This window comes from Massilia oculi (assembly GCF_003143515.1).
GTDB classification, from domain to species: domain Bacteria; phylum Pseudomonadota; class Gammaproteobacteria; order Burkholderiales; family Burkholderiaceae_D; genus Telluria; species Telluria oculi.
Genome location: NZ_CP029343.1, coordinates 3,714,595 through 3,730,661, shown reverse-complemented (window position 1 = coordinate 3,730,661; position 16,067 = coordinate 3,714,595). Strand labels below are relative to the sequence as shown.

The 16,067-nt window shown below is 65.9% G+C and carries 15 protein-coding genes; 8 read left to right on the top strand and 7 right to left on the bottom strand.

Translation table 11 applies throughout. The annotated features are described in order from the left end of the window. Positions 1-12: 12 nt before the first annotated feature. The 4 genes from DIR46_RS17010 to DIR46_RS16995 form a co-directional block, all read right to left on the bottom strand. Positions 13-1,386: an alkaline phosphatase gene (locus DIR46_RS17010; RefSeq protein WP_109346290.1), complete on the bottom strand. Its 1,374-nt coding sequence runs from the start codon at positions 1,384-1,386 to the stop codon at positions 13-15. 19 nt (positions 1,387-1,405) lie between these two features. Beyond that, the gene (locus DIR46_RS17005; protein WP_109346289.1) at positions 1,406-2,860 is read right to left on the bottom strand and encodes an alkaline phosphatase; all 1,455 of its coding nucleotides are present in this window, start codon (positions 2,858-2,860) and stop codon (positions 1,406-1,408) included. Positions 2,861-2,952: 92 nt separating this feature from the next. Then, positions 2,953-3,579, bottom strand: coding sequence for a lytic transglycosylase domain-containing protein (locus tag DIR46_RS17000; protein ID WP_109346288.1), 627 nt, complete (start codon positions 3,577-3,579; stop codon positions 2,953-2,955). Continuing rightward, a complete protein-coding gene (locus DIR46_RS16995) occupies positions 3,579-5,300 on the bottom strand; it encodes a proline--tRNA ligase (RefSeq protein ID WP_109346287.1) in 1,722 nt (573 codons plus the stop codon). Before DIR46_RS16995 ends, DIR46_RS17000 begins: the two co-directional genes overlap by 1 nt. A gap of 330 nt (positions 5,301-5,630) precedes the next feature. On the opposite strand from DIR46_RS16995, the gene DIR46_RS16990 reads away from it, so the two are divergent. The 3 genes from DIR46_RS16990 (at position 5,631) to DIR46_RS16980 (ending at position 8,370) form a co-directional block, all read left to right on the top strand. After that, positions 5,631-6,260 carry an RNA pyrophosphohydrolase gene (locus DIR46_RS16990; RefSeq protein ID WP_109346286.1) on the top strand — a complete coding sequence of 210 codons (630 nt, stop codon included), beginning with the start codon at positions 5,631-5,633 and terminating at the stop codon, positions 6,258-6,260. A gap of 118 nt (positions 6,261-6,378) precedes the next feature. Continuing rightward, on the top strand, positions 6,379-7,884 hold the full coding sequence (locus DIR46_RS16985; protein WP_109346285.1) for an aspartyl protease family protein: 1,506 nt from the start codon (positions 6,379-6,381) through the stop codon (positions 7,882-7,884). A gap of 57 nt (positions 7,885-7,941) precedes the next feature. After that, positions 7,942-8,370, top strand: a complete 429-nt coding sequence (locus DIR46_RS16980; protein WP_109346284.1) for a DUF1841 family protein — start codon at positions 7,942-7,944, stop codon at positions 8,368-8,370. 13 nt (positions 8,371-8,383) lie between these two features. Here DIR46_RS16980 and DIR46_RS16975 read toward each other — a convergent pair whose 3' ends face one another. From DIR46_RS16975 to DIR46_RS16965, 3 genes are all read right to left on the bottom strand, one after another. Further along, on the bottom strand, positions 8,384-9,904 hold the full coding sequence (locus DIR46_RS16975) for a SulP family inorganic anion transporter (RefSeq protein WP_109346283.1): 1,521 nt from the start codon (positions 9,902-9,904) through the stop codon (positions 8,384-8,386). 97 nt (positions 9,905-10,001) lie between these two features. Beyond that, positions 10,002-10,340: a c-type cytochrome gene (locus DIR46_RS16970; RefSeq protein ID WP_109346282.1), complete on the bottom strand. Its 339-nt coding sequence runs from the start codon at positions 10,338-10,340 to the stop codon at positions 10,002-10,004. Positions 10,341-10,348: 8 nt separating this feature from the next. Then, positions 10,349-10,705 carry a c-type cytochrome gene (locus tag DIR46_RS16965; RefSeq protein ID WP_109346281.1) on the bottom strand — a complete coding sequence of 119 codons (357 nt, stop codon included), beginning with the start codon at positions 10,703-10,705 and terminating at the stop codon, positions 10,349-10,351. Positions 10,706-10,893: 188 nt separating this feature from the next. Between DIR46_RS16965 and DIR46_RS16960 the strand changes: the two genes are divergently transcribed. The 5 genes from DIR46_RS16960 (at position 10,894) to DIR46_RS16940 (ending at position 16,028) form a co-directional block, all read left to right on the top strand. Beyond that, positions 10,894-11,739 (top strand): AAA family ATPase, encoded by an 846-nt coding sequence (locus tag DIR46_RS16960; RefSeq protein ID WP_109346280.1) that lies wholly within the window; start codon positions 10,894-10,896, stop codon positions 11,737-11,739. Further along, the gene (locus DIR46_RS16955; protein ID WP_109346279.1) at positions 11,736-12,326 is read left to right on the top strand and encodes a GNAT family N-acetyltransferase; all 591 of its coding nucleotides are present in this window, start codon (positions 11,736-11,738) and stop codon (positions 12,324-12,326) included. Before DIR46_RS16960 ends, DIR46_RS16955 begins: the two co-directional genes overlap by 4 nt. 3 nt (positions 12,327-12,329) lie before the next feature. Continuing rightward, positions 12,330-13,499 carry a vWA domain-containing protein gene (locus DIR46_RS16950; RefSeq protein WP_109346278.1) on the top strand — a complete coding sequence of 390 codons (1,170 nt, stop codon included), beginning with the start codon at positions 12,330-12,332 and terminating at the stop codon, positions 13,497-13,499. 221 nt (positions 13,500-13,720) lie between these two features. After that, a complete protein-coding gene (locus tag DIR46_RS16945; protein WP_109346277.1) occupies positions 13,721-14,911 on the top strand; it encodes a cation:proton antiporter in 1,191 nt (396 codons plus the stop codon). Further along, a complete protein-coding gene (locus DIR46_RS16940; RefSeq protein ID WP_109346276.1) occupies positions 14,901-16,028 on the top strand; it encodes a YbdK family carboxylate-amine ligase in 1,128 nt (375 codons plus the stop codon). Before DIR46_RS16945 ends, DIR46_RS16940 begins: the two co-directional genes overlap by 11 nt. Positions 16,029-16,067: the final 39 nt, after the last annotated feature.

The following is a 16,067-nucleotide window of genomic DNA, read 5'->3' as shown; positions in this document are numbered from 1 at the left end:
GATCCGGATCCATTACAAACCGGCCGCCGCTTTCATCAGGTGAAACACCTGGGTATTCTCGATCGTGCCTTTGAACGGCGCCGATCCGGCCCCGGTCGCATACAGTTTGACGTCGCCGCCGCCATGGGTTTCCGATGACTTGTGCACGCCAGTTTCCTGATGGTAATCGTCGCTCTGCGCCACCACGCTGTCGACGTCGGCGCGCGCATCTGGACGGTTCGGGCCGTTGCCGAATACCAGGGTCGTGAAAGTCTTGCCGTCCGCATCCTTCTTCGGCTCGCCCGACGCATAGTCGCGCACGATGTCGGTGATCGGATTGCCGCGCTTCGGATAGCCGTTGATCTGCATCGTGTGGTCATGGTCGGCGGTCAGCACGATCAGCGTGTTCTGCAGGCCTGGATCGATGGCGCGCATGCGCTCGATCGCCAGCTGCAGGGCGTCGTCGAAGGCCACCGTCTCTTCCAGCGCATGCTTGGCGCGGGTGTCGTGCAGGGCGTGGTCGATCTTGCCGCCTTCGACCATCAAGAAGAAACCGTTCGGATTCTTCGACAGCAGGTCGATCGCCTTGCCGGTCATTTCGGCCAGGGTCGGCTGCTCGGGACGGCGCTGGTACGCGTAATCGAGGTGGCTGGTGGCGCTGAAGATGCCCACGAACTTGCGGCCTTCCTTGGCCGACATCATGCCGGCGCGGGTGCCTGCCACGTAGTAGCCGGCGCCGGCGAATTCGGCCATCAGGTCGCGCCCGTCGGGGCGACCCTTCGGATTGGTGGCGGGATCGACCGGCGTGAAGTGGTTGCGCCCTCCTCCCATCAGTACGTCCACGCCGTCGCCCAGCGCCGGGTTGTAGCCGGCGCCGCCGGGCACGATCTGCTGCGCGATCGTGTACGCGGCGTCGCGGCTGCAGGTATGCGCAAAGGTCGATGCCGGCGTGGCGTGGGTCAGCTCGGTGGTGGTGATGGCGCCGGTGGCCTTGCCCTGGGCCTTGGCCAGCTCCAGGATCGTCACGGCCGGCGTGCCGTTGTTGGCGCCGCACATGTCGACGCCTTCTTTCGTTGGATTGATCGTCCGCGCGCCGGCCTGCGAGATGACGTCGTTGTTCATTTTGACGCCGGTCATGTAGGCGCCCATCGACGGCGCACTGTCGGTGGTCTGGTAATCGAGCGAATAGGTCTTGATGCGCGCGGTGCGCTCCATCAGGCGCTCGAAGTGCAGCAGACTGTCTTCGCCGCCGCGGTGGATGCGGGCGGCGGTGATGACGGACGGGCCCATGCCGTCGCCGAGGAAGAAGATGATGTTCTTCGCCTTTTGCTGGGCGGCGGCCGGAGTCGAAAAGGCAGCGGCGCAGCAAGCAGCCAGCAGCAGCGGAGTAAAGCGTTGGAAAGTCATGGTGGCTCCTGGTCGCGGCTTACAGGCCGGCGGCGGTCTTGATCAGATTGAACACGCGGGTGTTGTCGATGGTCCCGCGGAACAGTTCGGCGTTGGCGCCGGTCGCGCCCAGGTAGACGTCGCTGCCGCCATGGGTCTCGGCACCTAGGCGGGTGCGCACCACCGCTTCCTGGTGGTAGTCGTCGCGCGTCACGATCTCGTCGGTCAGGTGCGCCGTGCGGTCGCCCGCGTGACGCTGCTCGCCGGTGCCGAAGCCGATGATGGTGTACGGCTGGCCCTTGCCGTCCAGGCTGGGGGTGCCGTCGGCGTTGCGCACCAGCCCGATCACGCCGGGGTTGGTCGGCGTGGTCTTGCCGGTGCGGGCCGCGTAGCCGTTCAGGATCAGGGTGTGGTCATGGTCGGCGGTGGCGACGATCAGGGTGTTCTTCAGGCCCGGATCGAGCGCTTCCATGCGGTCGATCGCCGCCTGCAGCGCCGCGTTATACGCCACCGTTTCTTGCAGGGCGCGCTTGCCCAGGGTCGCGTGCAGCGCGTGGTCGATCAGGCCGCCCTCGACCATCAGGAAGAAGCCGTTCTTGTTCGGCGCCAGCAGGTCGATCGCCTTGGTGGCCATGGCCGGCAGGGCCGGCTGGCGCGCCGGGTCGCGGGTGGCGTCGAAGTCCATGTGATTGGTCGCGAACAGGCCCACCGCCGGCTGGCCCGGGCTCAAGGCATTGAATTGCGCGGTGTCGTTGACCACACGGAAACCTTTGGAGCCCAGCTCGGCCAGCAGGTCGCGATTGTCGGCGCGCTTGCCGCCGCGTGCGAACGGCGTGAAGTTCTGGGCGCCGCCGCCGAACAGCACGTCCAGGCCACGCTCGCCGAGCGCCTTGTTGTAGCCGGCGCCGCCCGGCACCAGGCTGGCGGCGATATCGGTTTCCAGCTTGCGGTGGCAGGCATGGGCATAGGTCGAGGCCGGGGTGGCGTCGGTGACGCTGGTATTGGTGACCACGCCGACCGCCATGCCGCGGCGCCTGGCCAGTTCGAGCAAGGTGGTGGCGGCCGCCCCGTTCTCGCAACGGCTCACCAGGGCGTTCCCGTTGGCGTCCTTGCCCGGTGCGACCGAGCGGGTGCCGAAGGACATCGAGACCACGCCGTTATTGTGCTTCACGCCGGTCATGTAGGCCGCCATCGAGGCGGCGCTGTCGGTGACTTGCGCATCGTTCGAGAAAGTCTTCACGAAGGCCGACTCGGGCAGCTTGTCGATCGCCAGCTCGCCGTCTTCGCCGGCGGCGAAGATGCGCGCCGCGGTCAGGGTGTTGATGCCCATGCCGTCGCCGAGGAAGAAGATGACGTTCTTCGCGCGGTGGTCGACGGCATTGGCCACGACGGCGCCTTGCGCGGCGGTGGTGGATGGGTTCGACGCGGGCGGCGTCGTCGCGCAGCCGGCGAGTGCCGCCAGCAGCGCGGCGGTGGCAAGAGTGGTCGGTCGCATGCAGTCCTCTGCTTGGGAAAGCGGAAAGTCTACACTGCTAACGTGACACGCAGGTGAACTGAAATGTTGGGGTTTTGTACAGCATGCCCGGTCTAGATACCGTGCTTGAACTCCCACTTCTTCCACGCCGCCAGCACCGCGTTCGGGTACTGCGGCTTGCCCCGGCTGCCGTTGTAGCGGCCCAGCGCCAGATACAGGTCGCCGCGCTCCATGTCGATATACATGCGCAGGATGGCGCAGCCGTAGCGCAGATTGGTCTGCATGTGGAACAGGCGGCGGCGGTCGCCGTCGCCGATCACCTTGGTCCAGAACGGCATCACCTGCATATAGCCGCGCGCGCCGGCGATCGAGATCGCATACTTGCGATAGGCCGATTCGACCTGGATCAGGCCCAGCACCAGCCCCGGATCGAGGCCGGCGCGCGTCGATTCGTACCAGACCGTCTCGAGGAATTCGGTGCGGGTCTGGACGTCGGGCATGCGTTTCGCAAGGCGGCGCGACATTTCATCGAACCAGCCGTGGTAGCGCGCCCGCGCCGCCTCGGTGCGAAAGCTCGGCCGCGGCGGGCGCGCGTCGGCGATGGCATTGGCCAGGGCCAGGCGCACCGAATCCGACAGCGCTTCTTCCTTCTGGTTGCCGGCGAACGCCTCGCCCCCACCCAGGCCGAAGGCGCACGCCAGCACGGCGCCTCCGATCCGGGAGGCGAGGCGCAGACGCATCACTTGCCCAGCTTGCCCTTGATGAAGGCGACCATCTCGGCCACGGGCACGCTGCTCGCCGCTTCGTCGCGGCGGCCCTGGTATTCCAGGTTGCCTTCCTTCAGGCCACGCTCGCCGATCACGACGCGGTGCGGCACGCCAATCAGCTCCCAGTCGGCGAACATCGCGCCCGGACGCAGGCCGCGGTCGTCGACGATGACGTCGATGCCGGCTGCCTGCATCTCGGCGTACAGCTTCTCGGTGGCTTCCTTGACCATCTCGCTGCGGTCCAGGCCCATCGGGCACAGCACCAGCTCGAACGGCGCGATGGCGTCAGGCCACACGATGCCCTTGTCGTCGAAGTTCTGCTCGATCGCCGCGCCCAGGATGCGGGTCACGCCGATGCCGTAGCACCCCATCTGCAGCGGCGCGGGACGGCCACCCTCGTCGAGGAAGGTCGCGCCCATCGCTTCCGAGTAGGCGGTGCCGAGCTGGAACACATGGCCCACCTCGATGCCGCGCTCGATCGCCAGCACGCCCTTGCCGTCCGGCGAAGCGTCGCCCTCGACCACGTTGCGCAGGTCGGCCACCACCGGCTCCGGCACATCCCGGCCCCAGTTGGCGCCCGTGTAGTGGAAATCGGCCTCGTTGGCGCCGCACACGAAGTCGGCCATGTTGGCGACGATGCGGTCGGCCACGACGGTGACCGGCAGCCTGGTATTGATCGGCCCCAGGTAACCCGGCACGGTGCCGAACACCTCGAGGATCTCGGCCTCGGTGGAGAAGCGGAAGTCCTTCAGGCCCGCCACTTTCGACACCTTGATCTCGTTGAGCTCATGGTCGCCGCGCAGCAGCAGCACCCAGAAGCTCTTCTTGCCTTCTTCGCTCTCGACGGTCAGGGCGATGGTCTTGACGGTCTGCGCCAACGGCAGGTTGAGGAGCTCGGCCACGCTTTCGCACTTGGTCTTGCCCGGGGTCGGGGTCTTGGCCAGCGCCTGGGTCGCCGCGCCGCGGGCGCCGATGGCGACGGCTTCGGCCGCTTCCATATTGGCCGCGTAGTCCGAGGTCGGGCAGTACACCAGCGCGTCTTCGCCGGTGCTGGCGATGACGTGGAATTCATGCGAGCCGGTGCCGCCGATGGCGCCGTTGTCGGCCGCCACCGCGCGGAACTTCAGGCCGAAGCGGTTGAAGATCTTCGTGTAGGCGTCGAACATGGTCTGGTAGGACTTCTGCATGCCTTCCAGGTCGCGGTCGAAGGAATAGGCATCCTTCATCGTGAATTCGCGGCCGCGCATCAGGCCGAAGCGCGGACGGCGCTCGTCGCGGAACTTGGTCTGGATGTGGTAGAAGTTGATCGGCAGCTGGCGGTACGATTTGAGTTCGCTGCGCACGACGTCGGTGACCACTTCTTCGGAGGTCGGCTGGATCGCGAAATCGCGGCCGTGACGGTCCTTGACGCGCATCAATTCGTCGCCCATCTTGTCCCAGCGGCCCGTTTCTTGCCACAGTTCGGCCGGCTGCACCAGCGGCATCAGCAGTTCGATCGCGCCCGCGCGGTTCATTTCTTCACGGACGATCGCCTCGACCTTGCGGATGACGCGCAGCCCGACCGGCATATAGGTATAGATGCCGGAACCCAGGCGCTTGATCATCCCGGCGCGCATCATCAGCTTGTGGCTGACGATCTCGGCATCGGAAGGCGCTTCTTTGAGAGTTGAAATAAAAAATCGTGAGGCGCGCATATCAGTGAATTCTTTTTAAAAAGAGAGGGTTATAATCGACCTAATTTTAAAGGATTAGCCGGCTGATGCGTCCAATCTTTCTACAAACAGGGTCCGCAACCAGCAGCATCCACCGCGCAAGCGGTGCGGAAAACCCACGGGCGTACAGAATTTGTAGGTAAAAACGCAAGGGCACCTCGAAAAACCGTCGCGAGCGGCAGCAGTTTCGGACGAGAAGCGCAGTCGTACGGTCGTACGACGAGCATCGCAGTCCGAAAATGCAACGCGCAGCAGGTTTTTCGATGCGCCCATAAGGGACGATCCGCCGGCAGAAAGTATCGAGGTGCACTTATGCTCGACCGTGAAGGGTTTCGCCCCAACGTCGGCATCATCCTGCTGAACGCTAACAACGAGGTCTGGTGGGGCAAGCGGGTGCGTGAGCACTCATGGCAATTCCCTCAAGGGGGTATCAAGTACGGGGAGACGCCAGAACAGGCAATGTACCGCGAGCTCGAGGAAGAAATCGGCCTGCGCCAGGAGCACGTCAAGATCATGGGGCGAACCCGCGACTGGCTGCGCTACGAGGTGCCCGACCACTTCATCAAGCGCGAAATCCGCGGCCATTACCGCGGCCAGAAGCAGATCTGGTTCCTGTTGCGCATGGTTGCGCGCGACAACGAAGTCAATCTGCGCCTGACCGACCACCCGGAATTCGATGCCTGGCGCTGGCACGATTACTGGGTGCCGCTGGACGTTGTGATCGAGTTCAAGCGCGACGTCTACCAGCGCGCCCTGCAGGAACTGTCGCGCTTCGTCACCTGGCCCGCCAGGGGCCAGCACGGCGAGCGGCGCCACAGCGCGCGCTACCTGCGCCAGCCGCATGGGAGGTCGCAAGCGGCCAAACCGGCCCAGGACATGGTCGCGGTCAACGGGCCTGGTCCCACAGGACCGGAATCGCTGGTGCTGGCGCCGAACAAGTAATTTTTGTATTGACGGAAACGGTGGTCCACGCCGCCGTTTCCGTCGCATTCTCTTCCTGCGCATCATTTCATGCGCAAAGCATTGATTTATAAGCAACCCCAGCCGGTAGAATGGGCGCATGACTTTCATCGCCCCAGCGCTGCGCGTTTTTCTCGCCCCCCTTCTCTTTCTCCTGCCTCTGCATGCTGCGGCGCAAACCGCATGCCAGTTCCTGCAGGTGGCCCAGGTGCCGCTGCACTATGCCGGCTCGGGCCTGGGGTTGACGATGACCGGCGAGATCAATGGCAAGCGCGCCACCATGCTGCCCGATACCGGCGCCGGCGTCACTTACCTGACCCGCACCGGGGTCGAGCGCCATGGACTGACCCAGCGGCCCACCGGCCGCTACGTCCACGGCGTGGCCGGCAAGTCGCGGCTGTACGAGGCCAGGGTGGCGGAGTTGGTCGTCGGGCCGGTGCGTGCACGCGACCTGTACCTGTCGGTGGTCGGCGAAACGTCGTTTACGCCGCCGTTCGACGCCATCGTCGGCGCTGCCTTCCTGCTGCAGGGCGACCTCGAATTCTCGCTCGCCACCAAGGAGCTGCGCTTCTTCCGCCCGCAACGCTGCGCCAGCACCTGGCTGGCCTACTGGGACAAGAACGCGAGCGTGATCCCGTTCCGCCAGCACGACGAGCTGACGGCGAACCCGCAGTTCTCCGTCCACATCAACGGCACGCGCCTGACCGCCTTGATCGACAGCGGCGCATCGGTCACGACCATCACCAGGCGCGCGGCGCATCGCGCCGGCATCGACCTCGATGGCCCGCGCGCGCAACGCGTGGCCAATGCCCACGGCGTCGGCAAACAGTCGGTGGGCGCCTGGATCGCCAGGGCGGATACCTTCAAGATCGGCGACGCCACCGTCCACGATCCCGAGTTCGACGTGATCGACAGCCAGTTGAGCGTCGACGTGCTGCTGGGCGTCGACTTCCTGCGCGCGCACCGCGTGCTGTTCGCCATGAGCCAGGGCAAGCTGTACGTGTCCTACCTCGGCGGCCAGCCCTTCGATTCGCGGCGCGAGGTCAGGCCCTGGATGCGCCAGGAAGCCGACGCCGGCAATGCCGACGCCTGGTACACGATGGCGGGCATGGCCGTTTCCGAGCGCAGCAGGCAGAAGGATCCGGGGGCTGCGATCGCCTACCTGGAGCGGGCGGCAGCGCTGGGCCACCGTGAGGCCAGCCTGTCGCTGGGCGTACGGATGCTCGTGCAGGGCAAGCCGGAGCAGGCAACCACGCACCTGCGTGCGAGCCTGGGCGAGGGGCACACCGGCCGCAATGGCGCCCTGTGGCTCTACCTGGCCCAACTGCGCGCCGGCGACCCGCAGGCCCGCGCCGAACTGGAAGCGCGTTTCAGGGAACGCAGCGACTGGCCACGCCCGGTGGTCGATTACTTCCTGGGCAAGATCGACGGCGACAAGCTGCTGGATGCCTCCGATACGCCGGCACGGACCTGCTTTGCCGCCAACCTGGTCCAGCTGCACGAGGAAACACTGGGCAAGCCGGACAGCGTTGCCCTGCCCAAGGATTGCAAGCCGATGCGCGAGCAGTACCAGAGCCCAGTGGCGGGCGCGGACATGGCGCTGTGACGGCGGGCCGGCATCGCGCTACAATGCCGGCTCCCTTCCCTTCCTGCCGCATTCGACATGTTCACTCCGTCCTCGCACGACGTGCGCCGCTTCTTCTGCGAAGCCTACCGCAAGCACCGCAATGGCGAGATCCTGACCCCGATGGACGCGATCGCGGCCGACTGGATCGCCCAGCACCCCGAATACCATGACCAGTTCGAGGACGTCGAGGCGGCGATCGCGGCCGACTATTCGGTCGAGGGCGGCAAGGCGAATCCCTTCCTGCACCTGTCGATGCACCTGTCGATCGCCGAGCAGATCTCGATCGACCAGCCGCGCGGCATCCGCGCCGCCCACGACGCCCTGGTGGCCCGGCGCGGCGAGCACGACGCCCACCACGAGATCATGGAATGCCTGGGTGAGATGATCTGGGCCTCGCAACGCAACGGCGTGCCGCCCGATACCGAAGCCTATATCGAATGCGTGCGTCGGCGCGCATTCGCGTGATCCGCTCCGCGATTCACCCCAGCTTGTCGTCCGCCACCCGGTAGCGCGGGTCTTCCACCACATTCACCTCCACCATGCCGCGCGCCTTGTCCAGCAGCTCGCGGCAGTCCGGGCTCAGGTGACGCAGGTGCAGGCGCTTGCCCAGCAGGCGATAGCGCTCGGCCAGCGCGTCGATCGCCTGGATCGCCGAGTGGTCGACCACCCGCGCATGCAGGAAGTCGATGACGACGTCCTGCGGATCGTCTTTCGGGGCGAACAGCGCCTGGAACGGCGTCACCGAGGCGAAGAACAGCGTGCCTTCCAGCGCATACACCTTCCAGCCCTGCTCGTCGTGCGAGACGGCGGCCCGTACTTGCTTGGCATGCTGCCAGGCGAACACCAGCGCCGACACGATCACGCCGGCGATCACCGCCAGCGCCAGGTCGTAGACCAGGGTGATGCCCGCCACCAGCACGATCACGAACAGGTCGGCGCGCGGCACTTTTCCCACCAGGCGGAAGGTACCCCACTCGAAGGTCTTTTCGCACACCACGAACATCACGCCGACCAGCGCCGCCAGCGGGATCGCCTCGATCCAGCTGGATGCGAACAGGATGAAGACGAGCAGGAACAGCGCGGCCGCGATGCCCGACAGGCGCCCGGTGGCGCCGCTGTTCACGTTGATCATGCTCTGGCCGATCAGCGCGCAGCCGCCCATGCCGCCGAACAGGCCGGCCGCGACGTTGGCGGCGCCCAGCGCCAGCGACTCGCGGTTCGGCTGGCCGCGGGTGTCGGTGATCTCGTCGATCAGGGTGAGCGTCAGCAGCGACTCGATCAGGCCGACGCCGGCCATCACGAGGGCATAGGGAAAGACGATGCGCAGCGTCTCCAGGTTCCATGGCACGTCGGGCAGCGCGAAGCCCGGCAGGCCGCCGGCGATCGAACCGAGGTCGCCCACGGTCCTGGTCTCGATGCCGAGCAGCGCGCAGCCGACGCTTGCCACCAGGATGCCGACCAGTGTCGACGGCACCGCTTTCGTCAGGCGCGGGGTCAGGTAGATCACCGCCATCGTGACGACGATGATGCCGGCCATGACCGCCAGTTCGGGACCGGCCATCCACTCCACGGCGCCATCCGCGCCCGTCTGCTTGAAATGGTTGAACTGGGCCAGGAAGATCACCAGCGCCAGGCCGTTGACGAAGCCGAGCATCACCGGGTGCGGCACCATGCGGATGAATTTGCCCAGGCGCGCGGCGGCGAACAGCAGTTGCAGCACGCCCATCAGCACCACGGCGGCCAGCAGGTATTGCGCGCCATGCTGGACCACCAGCGCCACCATCACCACCGCCAGCGAACCGGCGGCGGCCGAGATCATGCCGGGCCGGCCGCCGAAGCACGACGTGATGAAGGCGACGATCACCGCCGCGTACAGGCCGGTGAGCGGGGACAGGTGGGCGACCAGGGCGAAGGCGATCGCCTCGGGCACCAGGGCCAGCGCGACGGTCAGGCCGGCCAGCAGGTTGATCTTCAGGTAAGCGGGGGTAAGGGACGGCACGGCGGCTCCAGCGGCAAGAATGACAATCCCCTCGCTGCACTGCAGCAGAGGGGACAGCATGTTACCAGTTGGCGCCCAAAGGCGTGTCGCGGCCCTGCTACTTCCTGACCACCAGCTGCGACGGCAGGCTGGCGAGATACGCGCCGAGATCGGCCATGTCCTGGTTCGACAGCGGCTGCACGATGCCGGCCATGATCGGATTCACGCGGCCATTGGCGCCGGCGCCGCGCTTGTAGGCGCGCAGCGCATGCGTGAGATAGTCGGCATGCTGGCCGGCCAGCTTCGGATAGGTCGGGTCGATCGGCTTGTTGAAGTCGGCGCCGTGGCAGGAAGCGCAGTTGTATTTCTGTGCCAGGGCTTCGCCGCGCTTGACGTCGTTGGCGCTGGCGCCGAGCGAGATGGCGCCAAGCACCAGCAGGAGCATCGTGTTCTTCATGGCGGTCCTCATCGCTTGGCGGTCGCCTGGACCGACGTTTGCTGGGAATAATAGGCCGCCACGTCGGCGATGTCCTGGTCGCTCATCGAGCGCGCGATGCCGGTCATGGAAGGATGCTTGCGGTCGCCCTTGCGATAGGCCTTGAGTGCCGATTCGATGTACCTGGCCGACTGGCCGCCGATCATCGGCACGCGATACACCTCGGGGAAGGCCGTCTTGTAGCCGCCGGGGATGGCGTGGCAGCCGATGCACATCTCGATCTTGGCGGTGGCCGCCTGGGGATTACCGACCACTTCCGCGGCGGATGCGCTGCCGGCGGCGCCGGCAAGGAGCGCCAGCGCCAGTGGTACCAGAGTTTTTTTCATGGGCGTCTCGTTAGTTATATTTCGAAAACCGCAACCGCACAAAAACTTAGCAAAGGCTTACCAACGGGCCGATTCTATCTGAAGACTTGACACCAGTCTACAAACCGGCGTCCGGCGCAGGACCGGCTGCAGGCACAAATTTTTGTCATATACTCGGCCCATCTTCTTCGATTTCGCTCCTACCCGCCATGCATGCCTCTCCCCGCTTCGAAGGCAGCGACACCTACGTCGCCACTCCCGACCTGAAACTGGCCGTCAACGCCGCGCTCACGCTGGGCCGCCCGCTCCTGATCAAGGGCGAGCCGGGCACCGGCAAGACCATGCTGGCCGAAGAGGTAGCAAGCGCGCTGAACATGCCGCTGCTGCAGTGGCACGTGAAGTCGACCACCAAGGCCCAGCAGGGCCTGTACGAGTACGACGCCGTCTCGCGCCTGCGCGACTCGCAGCTGGGCGACGAGCGCGTGCGCGACATCCAGAACTACATCGTCAAGGGCGTGCTGTGGCAGGCATTCACGTCGCCCGAGCCGGTCGTGCTCCTGATCGACGAAGTCGACAAGGCCGACATCGAGTTCCCCAACGACCTGCTGCGTGAACTCGACCGCATGGAGTTCTATGTCTACGAGACGCGCGAGATGGTGGTGGCCAAGCACCGCCCGCTGGTGATCATCACCTCCAACAACGAAAAGGAACTGCCCGACGCCTTCCTGCGCCGCTGCTTCTTCCATTACATCCAGTTCCCCGACCGCGAGACGATGGCCGACATCGTGGGCGTGCACTTCCCGACGCTCAGGCAAGACCTGCTGGCGGCCGCGCTGCAAAGCTTCTATGCGCTGCGCGACGTCCCCGGCATCAAGAAGAAACCGTCGACCTCGGAATTCCTCGACTGGCTCAAGCTGCTGCTGGCGGAGGATGTGCCGGCCGAAGCGCTGCGCGCCGAGAACGCGGCGCCGCCGCTGCACGGCGCGCTGCTCAAGAACGAGCAGGACATCGCCCTGTTCGACCGCCTGATGGCCATGGCAAGGAACCGGCGATGATCACCGTCGCGCCCATCACCCTGGAATGGAACGGCGTGCGCCTGGAGCCGCTGGCGCCGCACCACGCCGACGGCTTGCGCGCGGCGGCCAGCGATGGCGAGCTGTGGAAGCTGGTCGTGACCAGCGTGCCGGCGCCGCAGGACGCCGGCGCCTATATCGACACCGCGCTCGGCATGTCCAACCGCCGGGCCTGGGCCGTGGTCGATGCCGCCAGCGGCGCCGTCATCGGCAGCACCAGCTACCACGACATCGTGCCGGACGTCGACCGGGTGGAGATCGGCTATACCTGGTATGCCAAACGCGTGCAGCGCAGCCACGTCAACACCAGCTGCAAGCTGATGCTGATGCGGCACGCCTTCGACACGCTCGGCTGCGCCGTGGTGGGCCTGCGCACCGATGGCGAGAACTTCGCCTCGCAGGCGGCCATCGAACGCCTGGGCGCGCACAAGGACGGCGTGCTGCGCCATCACGCCGCGCGCCGCAACGGCCAGCCGCGCGACACCGTCATGTACAGCATCCTGCGCGCCGAATGGCCGCGCGTGAAGGCGCACCTGGAGGCGCGCCTCGCGCATCACGCCAAAGGCTAGACCATGCTGATCGACTTCTTCCGCGCCCTGCGCGAGGCCAAGGTCCCGGTCTCGATCCGCGAATTCCTGACCCTGCTCGAAGCCCTGCAGCGCCAGGTGATCCTGCCCTCGCTCGACGAGTTCTATTACCTCGCGCGCCTGACGCTGGTGAAGGACGAAGCGCATTTCGACAAGTTCGATCGCGTGTTCGGCCTCTGGTTCAAGGGTGTCGATGCGGTATTCGACAAGGACGCCGAGATCCCCTTGGAGTGGCTGATCAAGCGCTTCGAGCGCGAGCTGACGCCGGAACAGAAGGCCCAGCTGGAAAAATTCGGCTACGACAAGCTGCAGCAGCGCCTGCAGGAGCTGCTGAAAGAACAGAAGGAGCGCCATGCCGGCGGCAGCAAATGGATCGGCACCGGCGGCACTTCGCCTTTCGGGCACGGCGGCACCAATCCGGAGGGCATCCGCATCGGTGGCACCGGCCGCAACCGCAGCGCGGTCAAGGTATGGGAACAGCGCACCTTCCGCGACTACGACGACGAGCGCGAACTGGGCACGCGCAACCTGAAAGTCGCGCTGCGCCGCCTGCGCCGCTTCGCGCGGCAAGGCGCGGCCGACGAACTGGCGCTGGACGACACCATCCGCGCCACCGCCAGCAATGCCGGCTGGCTCGACATCCGCATGCGGCCCGAACGCAAGAACCGGATCAAGGTGGTGATGCTGCTCGACGTGGGCGGTTCGATGGACGACCACATCGAGCGCACCGAAGAACTGTTCTCGGCCGCCAGCAGCGAGTTCAAGAACATGGAGTTCTACTACTTCCACAACTGCGTCTACGACTACCTGTGGAAGAACAACCGGCGCCGCCACAGCGAGCGTTTCGACACCTGGGACGTGCTGCGCAAGTATCCGCTTGACACGCGGGTGATCTTCGTCGGCGACGCCACCATGAGCCCCTACGAGGTGATGGCGCCGGGCGGCTCGGTCGAGTACAACAATGAAGAGCCGGGCGCGGCCTGGCTGGCGCGCTTCGTCTCGACCTTTCCCAGGTTCGCCTGGCTCAATCCGGAGCCGGAACATCTGTGGCAATACCGGCAATCGATTGCCCTCATTCGCCAGATCATGAACAACCGCATGTTTCCCATTACGCTCGACGGGCTGGAGCGGGCGATGCGTCTTCTCAGCAAGTAAGTCCCTTCTACAATTAATGTCTTTACGCACTGTGTTAGTGCGGACACGGACGACCGTGCTGGAATCGCTATGATCGAGCCACTCGCCCGCCGCTCGCCGTGCCTCAACACAAGGCGCGTGGACGGGCGAGCCAGAACAATCGTGCGCGCCTCGTCCGCTTGTAGAATCCGCGAACGCCGGCGGCAAGCGCGCACCAACTAAAAGATCATGGGGGAAAACGAATGCCAGACCTGCTGTCCTTGTTGACTAGTCTCGCGTGGCCGCTGGCGATCGCGCTTGCCTGGCTGGCCGGCGAATTCGGCCAGCGCTGGACCGGCCTGCCGCGCATCAGCTTCTATGGCCTGGTCGGGTTTGCCCTCGGCAGCACCCAGATCGGCGCCCTGCCCGCCCCCGACATGGGGCCGGTGTCGCTGCTGGCCAACGTCGCCTTTGGCCTGATCCTGTTCGAACTGGGCAACCGCATCAACCTGCGCTGGCTGGTCAACAATCCCTGGATCGGCGTGGCCGGCCTGGTCGAGGCGGCGCTGACCTTCATCCTCGTCTATTTCGTCGCCAGCGCCTTCGGCGTCGGCCGCCTGACCGCCCTCCTGATGGCCGCGCTGTCGATGGCGACCTCGCCCGCCACCGTGGTGCGGGTGGTCAACGAACAGAAAAGCTCGGGCCAGATGACGGAGCGGGTGCTGCACCTGTCGGCCCTGAACTGCGTGCTGTCGGTATTCGCCTTCAACGCCATCATCGGCATCTGGCTGTTCCAGACTTACGCCGCCGTCGGCGAAGCGCTGTGGCAAAGCCTGGTGATGCTGGCCGGCTCGATCCTGATCGGGGCCGTCTTCGGCGTGGTCGTGCCGGCCCTGCTGCGCGCGATCGGCAATCAGCAGCAGGACACGACCGTCGCCTTCGCCCTCGCGATCATCCTGCTGGTGGCCGTGTGCGACAGCGCCGGCCTGACGCCGGTGGTGGCGGCGCTGGCCTTCGGCCTGACGGTGCGCTACCGGCGCGTCGCCTTTACCCAGACCCAGCGCAACTTCGGCGCGCTGGGCGAAGTGCTGACCGTGCTGCTGTTCGTGTACGCCGCCTCGACCCTCGACTGGCGCCTGGTCACCGCCGGCGCCCTGCTCGCCATCAGCGTGGTGCTGGCGCGCATGTTCGCCAAGGTGGCGGGCGTGACGGCGTTCGCCCACCTGTCGGGCGTCACCTGGCGCAAGGGAGCGCTCACCGGCCTCGGGCTGGCGCCGCTGGCCGTGTTCGTGATCCTGCTGCTCGAGCACGCGCGCTATGCGGGCCTGAAAGTGGTCGAAGAACTGTATGCGATGGCGGCCGTGACGATGCTGCTCGAAGTCTTCGGCCCGATCATCATCCAGCGCGCGCTGATCTGGGCGCGCGAAGCACCGGAGTCGAACCATGCCGCTTGAAGCCTTCAACCCCTCGCAGCCGCTCACCTTCGGGGTCGAGCTGGAACTGCAGCTGGTCAGCCTGTCGGATTTCAACCTGACCGCGGCCAGCCCCGACCTGATGCACCTGCTGACGCGCAAGCCGTTCCCGGGCAACGTCACGCCGGAGATCACCGAGAGCATGATCGAGATTAACTCGAGCGTGCACACGGCCTACGCGCCGCTGCTGGCGGAACTGACCGAGATTCGCGACACCCTGGTGGCGGCCAGCGACGTGCTCAATATCGGGATCGCCGGCGGCGGCACGCATCCGTTCCAGCACTGGTCCGACCAGCGCATCTCGGCCAAGCCGCGCTACGAGTACCTGTCGCAGCTGTACGGCTACCTGGCCAAGCAGTTCACGGTGTTCGGCCAGCACGTGCACATCGGCTGCGCCAACGGCGACGACGCCCTCTATTTGCTGCATGCGCTGAACCGCTACCTGCCGCACTTCATCGCGCTGTCGGCCTCGTCACCCTATGTGCAGGGCCACGACAGCCTGTTCGAATCGGCGCGCCTGAATTCCGTGTTCGCCTTCCCGATGAGCGGCCGTGCGCCGTTCACGCTCTCCTGGCAGGAGTTCACCGACGTCTACTTCGCCAAGATGGAACGCACCAACATCATCAAGAGCATGAAGGATTTTTACTGGGACCTGAGGCCCAAGCCGGAGTACGGCACCATCGAGCTGCGCGTGTGCGACACGCCGCTCACGGTGGAGCGGGCGGCGGCGCTGGCCGGCTACCTGCAGGCGCTGTGCCGGCACCTGCTGGAGCGCAGGGAAGAGGCGCCGGTGGAGGACGATTACCTGGTCTACAACTACAACCGCTTCCAGGCCTGCCGCTTCGGCCTGGACGGCAGCATCACGCATCCGAAGTCCTACGACAACGTGCCGATGCGCGACGACATCCTGGCGACGCTCGACACCATGCTGCCGCACGCCGAGGCGCTGGGCAGCGTGGATGCCCTGAAGCACCTGGCGGGGGCGGTGCACGACGGCAGCGACGCGACCATCCTGCGCCGCCACGTGGAGCGCGAAGGCAGTGTCGAAGGCATGGTCAATGCGGCGATCGGGCACTTCCGGGGCGGCCGCACGGGCTGACAATTTTCTCCACATTCAGTATCCGAATTGCATGATAAT

Excerpts from the sequence above, each read along its gene's own strand:
- DIR46_RS16980 (WP_109346284.1), top strand. The coding sequence starts at position 7,942 with ATGTTCACTCCGTCCTCGCACGACGTGCGCCGCTTCTTCTGCGAAGCC.
- DIR46_RS16950 (WP_109346278.1), top strand. The coding sequence starts at position 12,330 with ATGCTGATCGACTTCTTCCGCGCCCTGCGCGAGGCCAAGGTCCCGGTC.
- DIR46_RS17000 (WP_109346288.1), bottom strand. The coding sequence starts at position 3,579 with ATGCGTCTGCGCCTCGCCTCCCGGATCGGAGGCGCCGTGCTGGCGTGC.
- DIR46_RS17005 (WP_109346289.1), bottom strand. The coding sequence starts at position 2,860 with ATGCGACCGACCACTCTTGCCACCGCCGCGCTGCTGGCGGCACTCGCC.
- DIR46_RS16960 (WP_109346280.1), top strand. The coding sequence starts at position 10,894 with ATGCATGCCTCTCCCCGCTTCGAAGGCAGCGACACCTACGTCGCCACT.
- DIR46_RS16945 (WP_109346277.1), top strand. The coding sequence starts at position 13,721 with ATGCCAGACCTGCTGTCCTTGTTGACTAGTCTCGCGTGGCCGCTGGCG.
- DIR46_RS16985 (WP_109346285.1), top strand. The coding sequence starts at position 6,379 with ATGACTTTCATCGCCCCAGCGCTGCGCGTTTTTCTCGCCCCCCTTCTC.
- DIR46_RS16990 (WP_109346286.1), top strand. The coding sequence starts at position 5,631 with ATGCTCGACCGTGAAGGGTTTCGCCCCAACGTCGGCATCATCCTGCTG.
- DIR46_RS16955 (WP_109346279.1), top strand. The coding sequence starts at position 11,736 with ATGATCACCGTCGCGCCCATCACCCTGGAATGGAACGGCGTGCGCCTG.
- DIR46_RS16995 (WP_109346287.1), bottom strand. The coding sequence starts at position 5,300 with ATGCGCGCCTCACGATTTTTTATTTCAACTCTCAAAGAAGCGCCTTCC.
- DIR46_RS16970 (WP_109346282.1), bottom strand. The coding sequence starts at position 10,340 with ATGAAGAACACGATGCTCCTGCTGGTGCTTGGCGCCATCTCGCTCGGC.
- DIR46_RS16965 (WP_109346281.1), bottom strand. The coding sequence starts at position 10,705 with ATGAAAAAAACTCTGGTACCACTGGCGCTGGCGCTCCTTGCCGGCGCC.
- DIR46_RS16940 (WP_109346276.1), top strand. The coding sequence starts at position 14,901 with ATGCCGCTTGAAGCCTTCAACCCCTCGCAGCCGCTCACCTTCGGGGTC.
- DIR46_RS17010 (WP_109346290.1), bottom strand. The coding sequence starts at position 1,386 with ATGACTTTCCAACGCTTTACTCCGCTGCTGCTGGCTGCTTGCTGCGCC.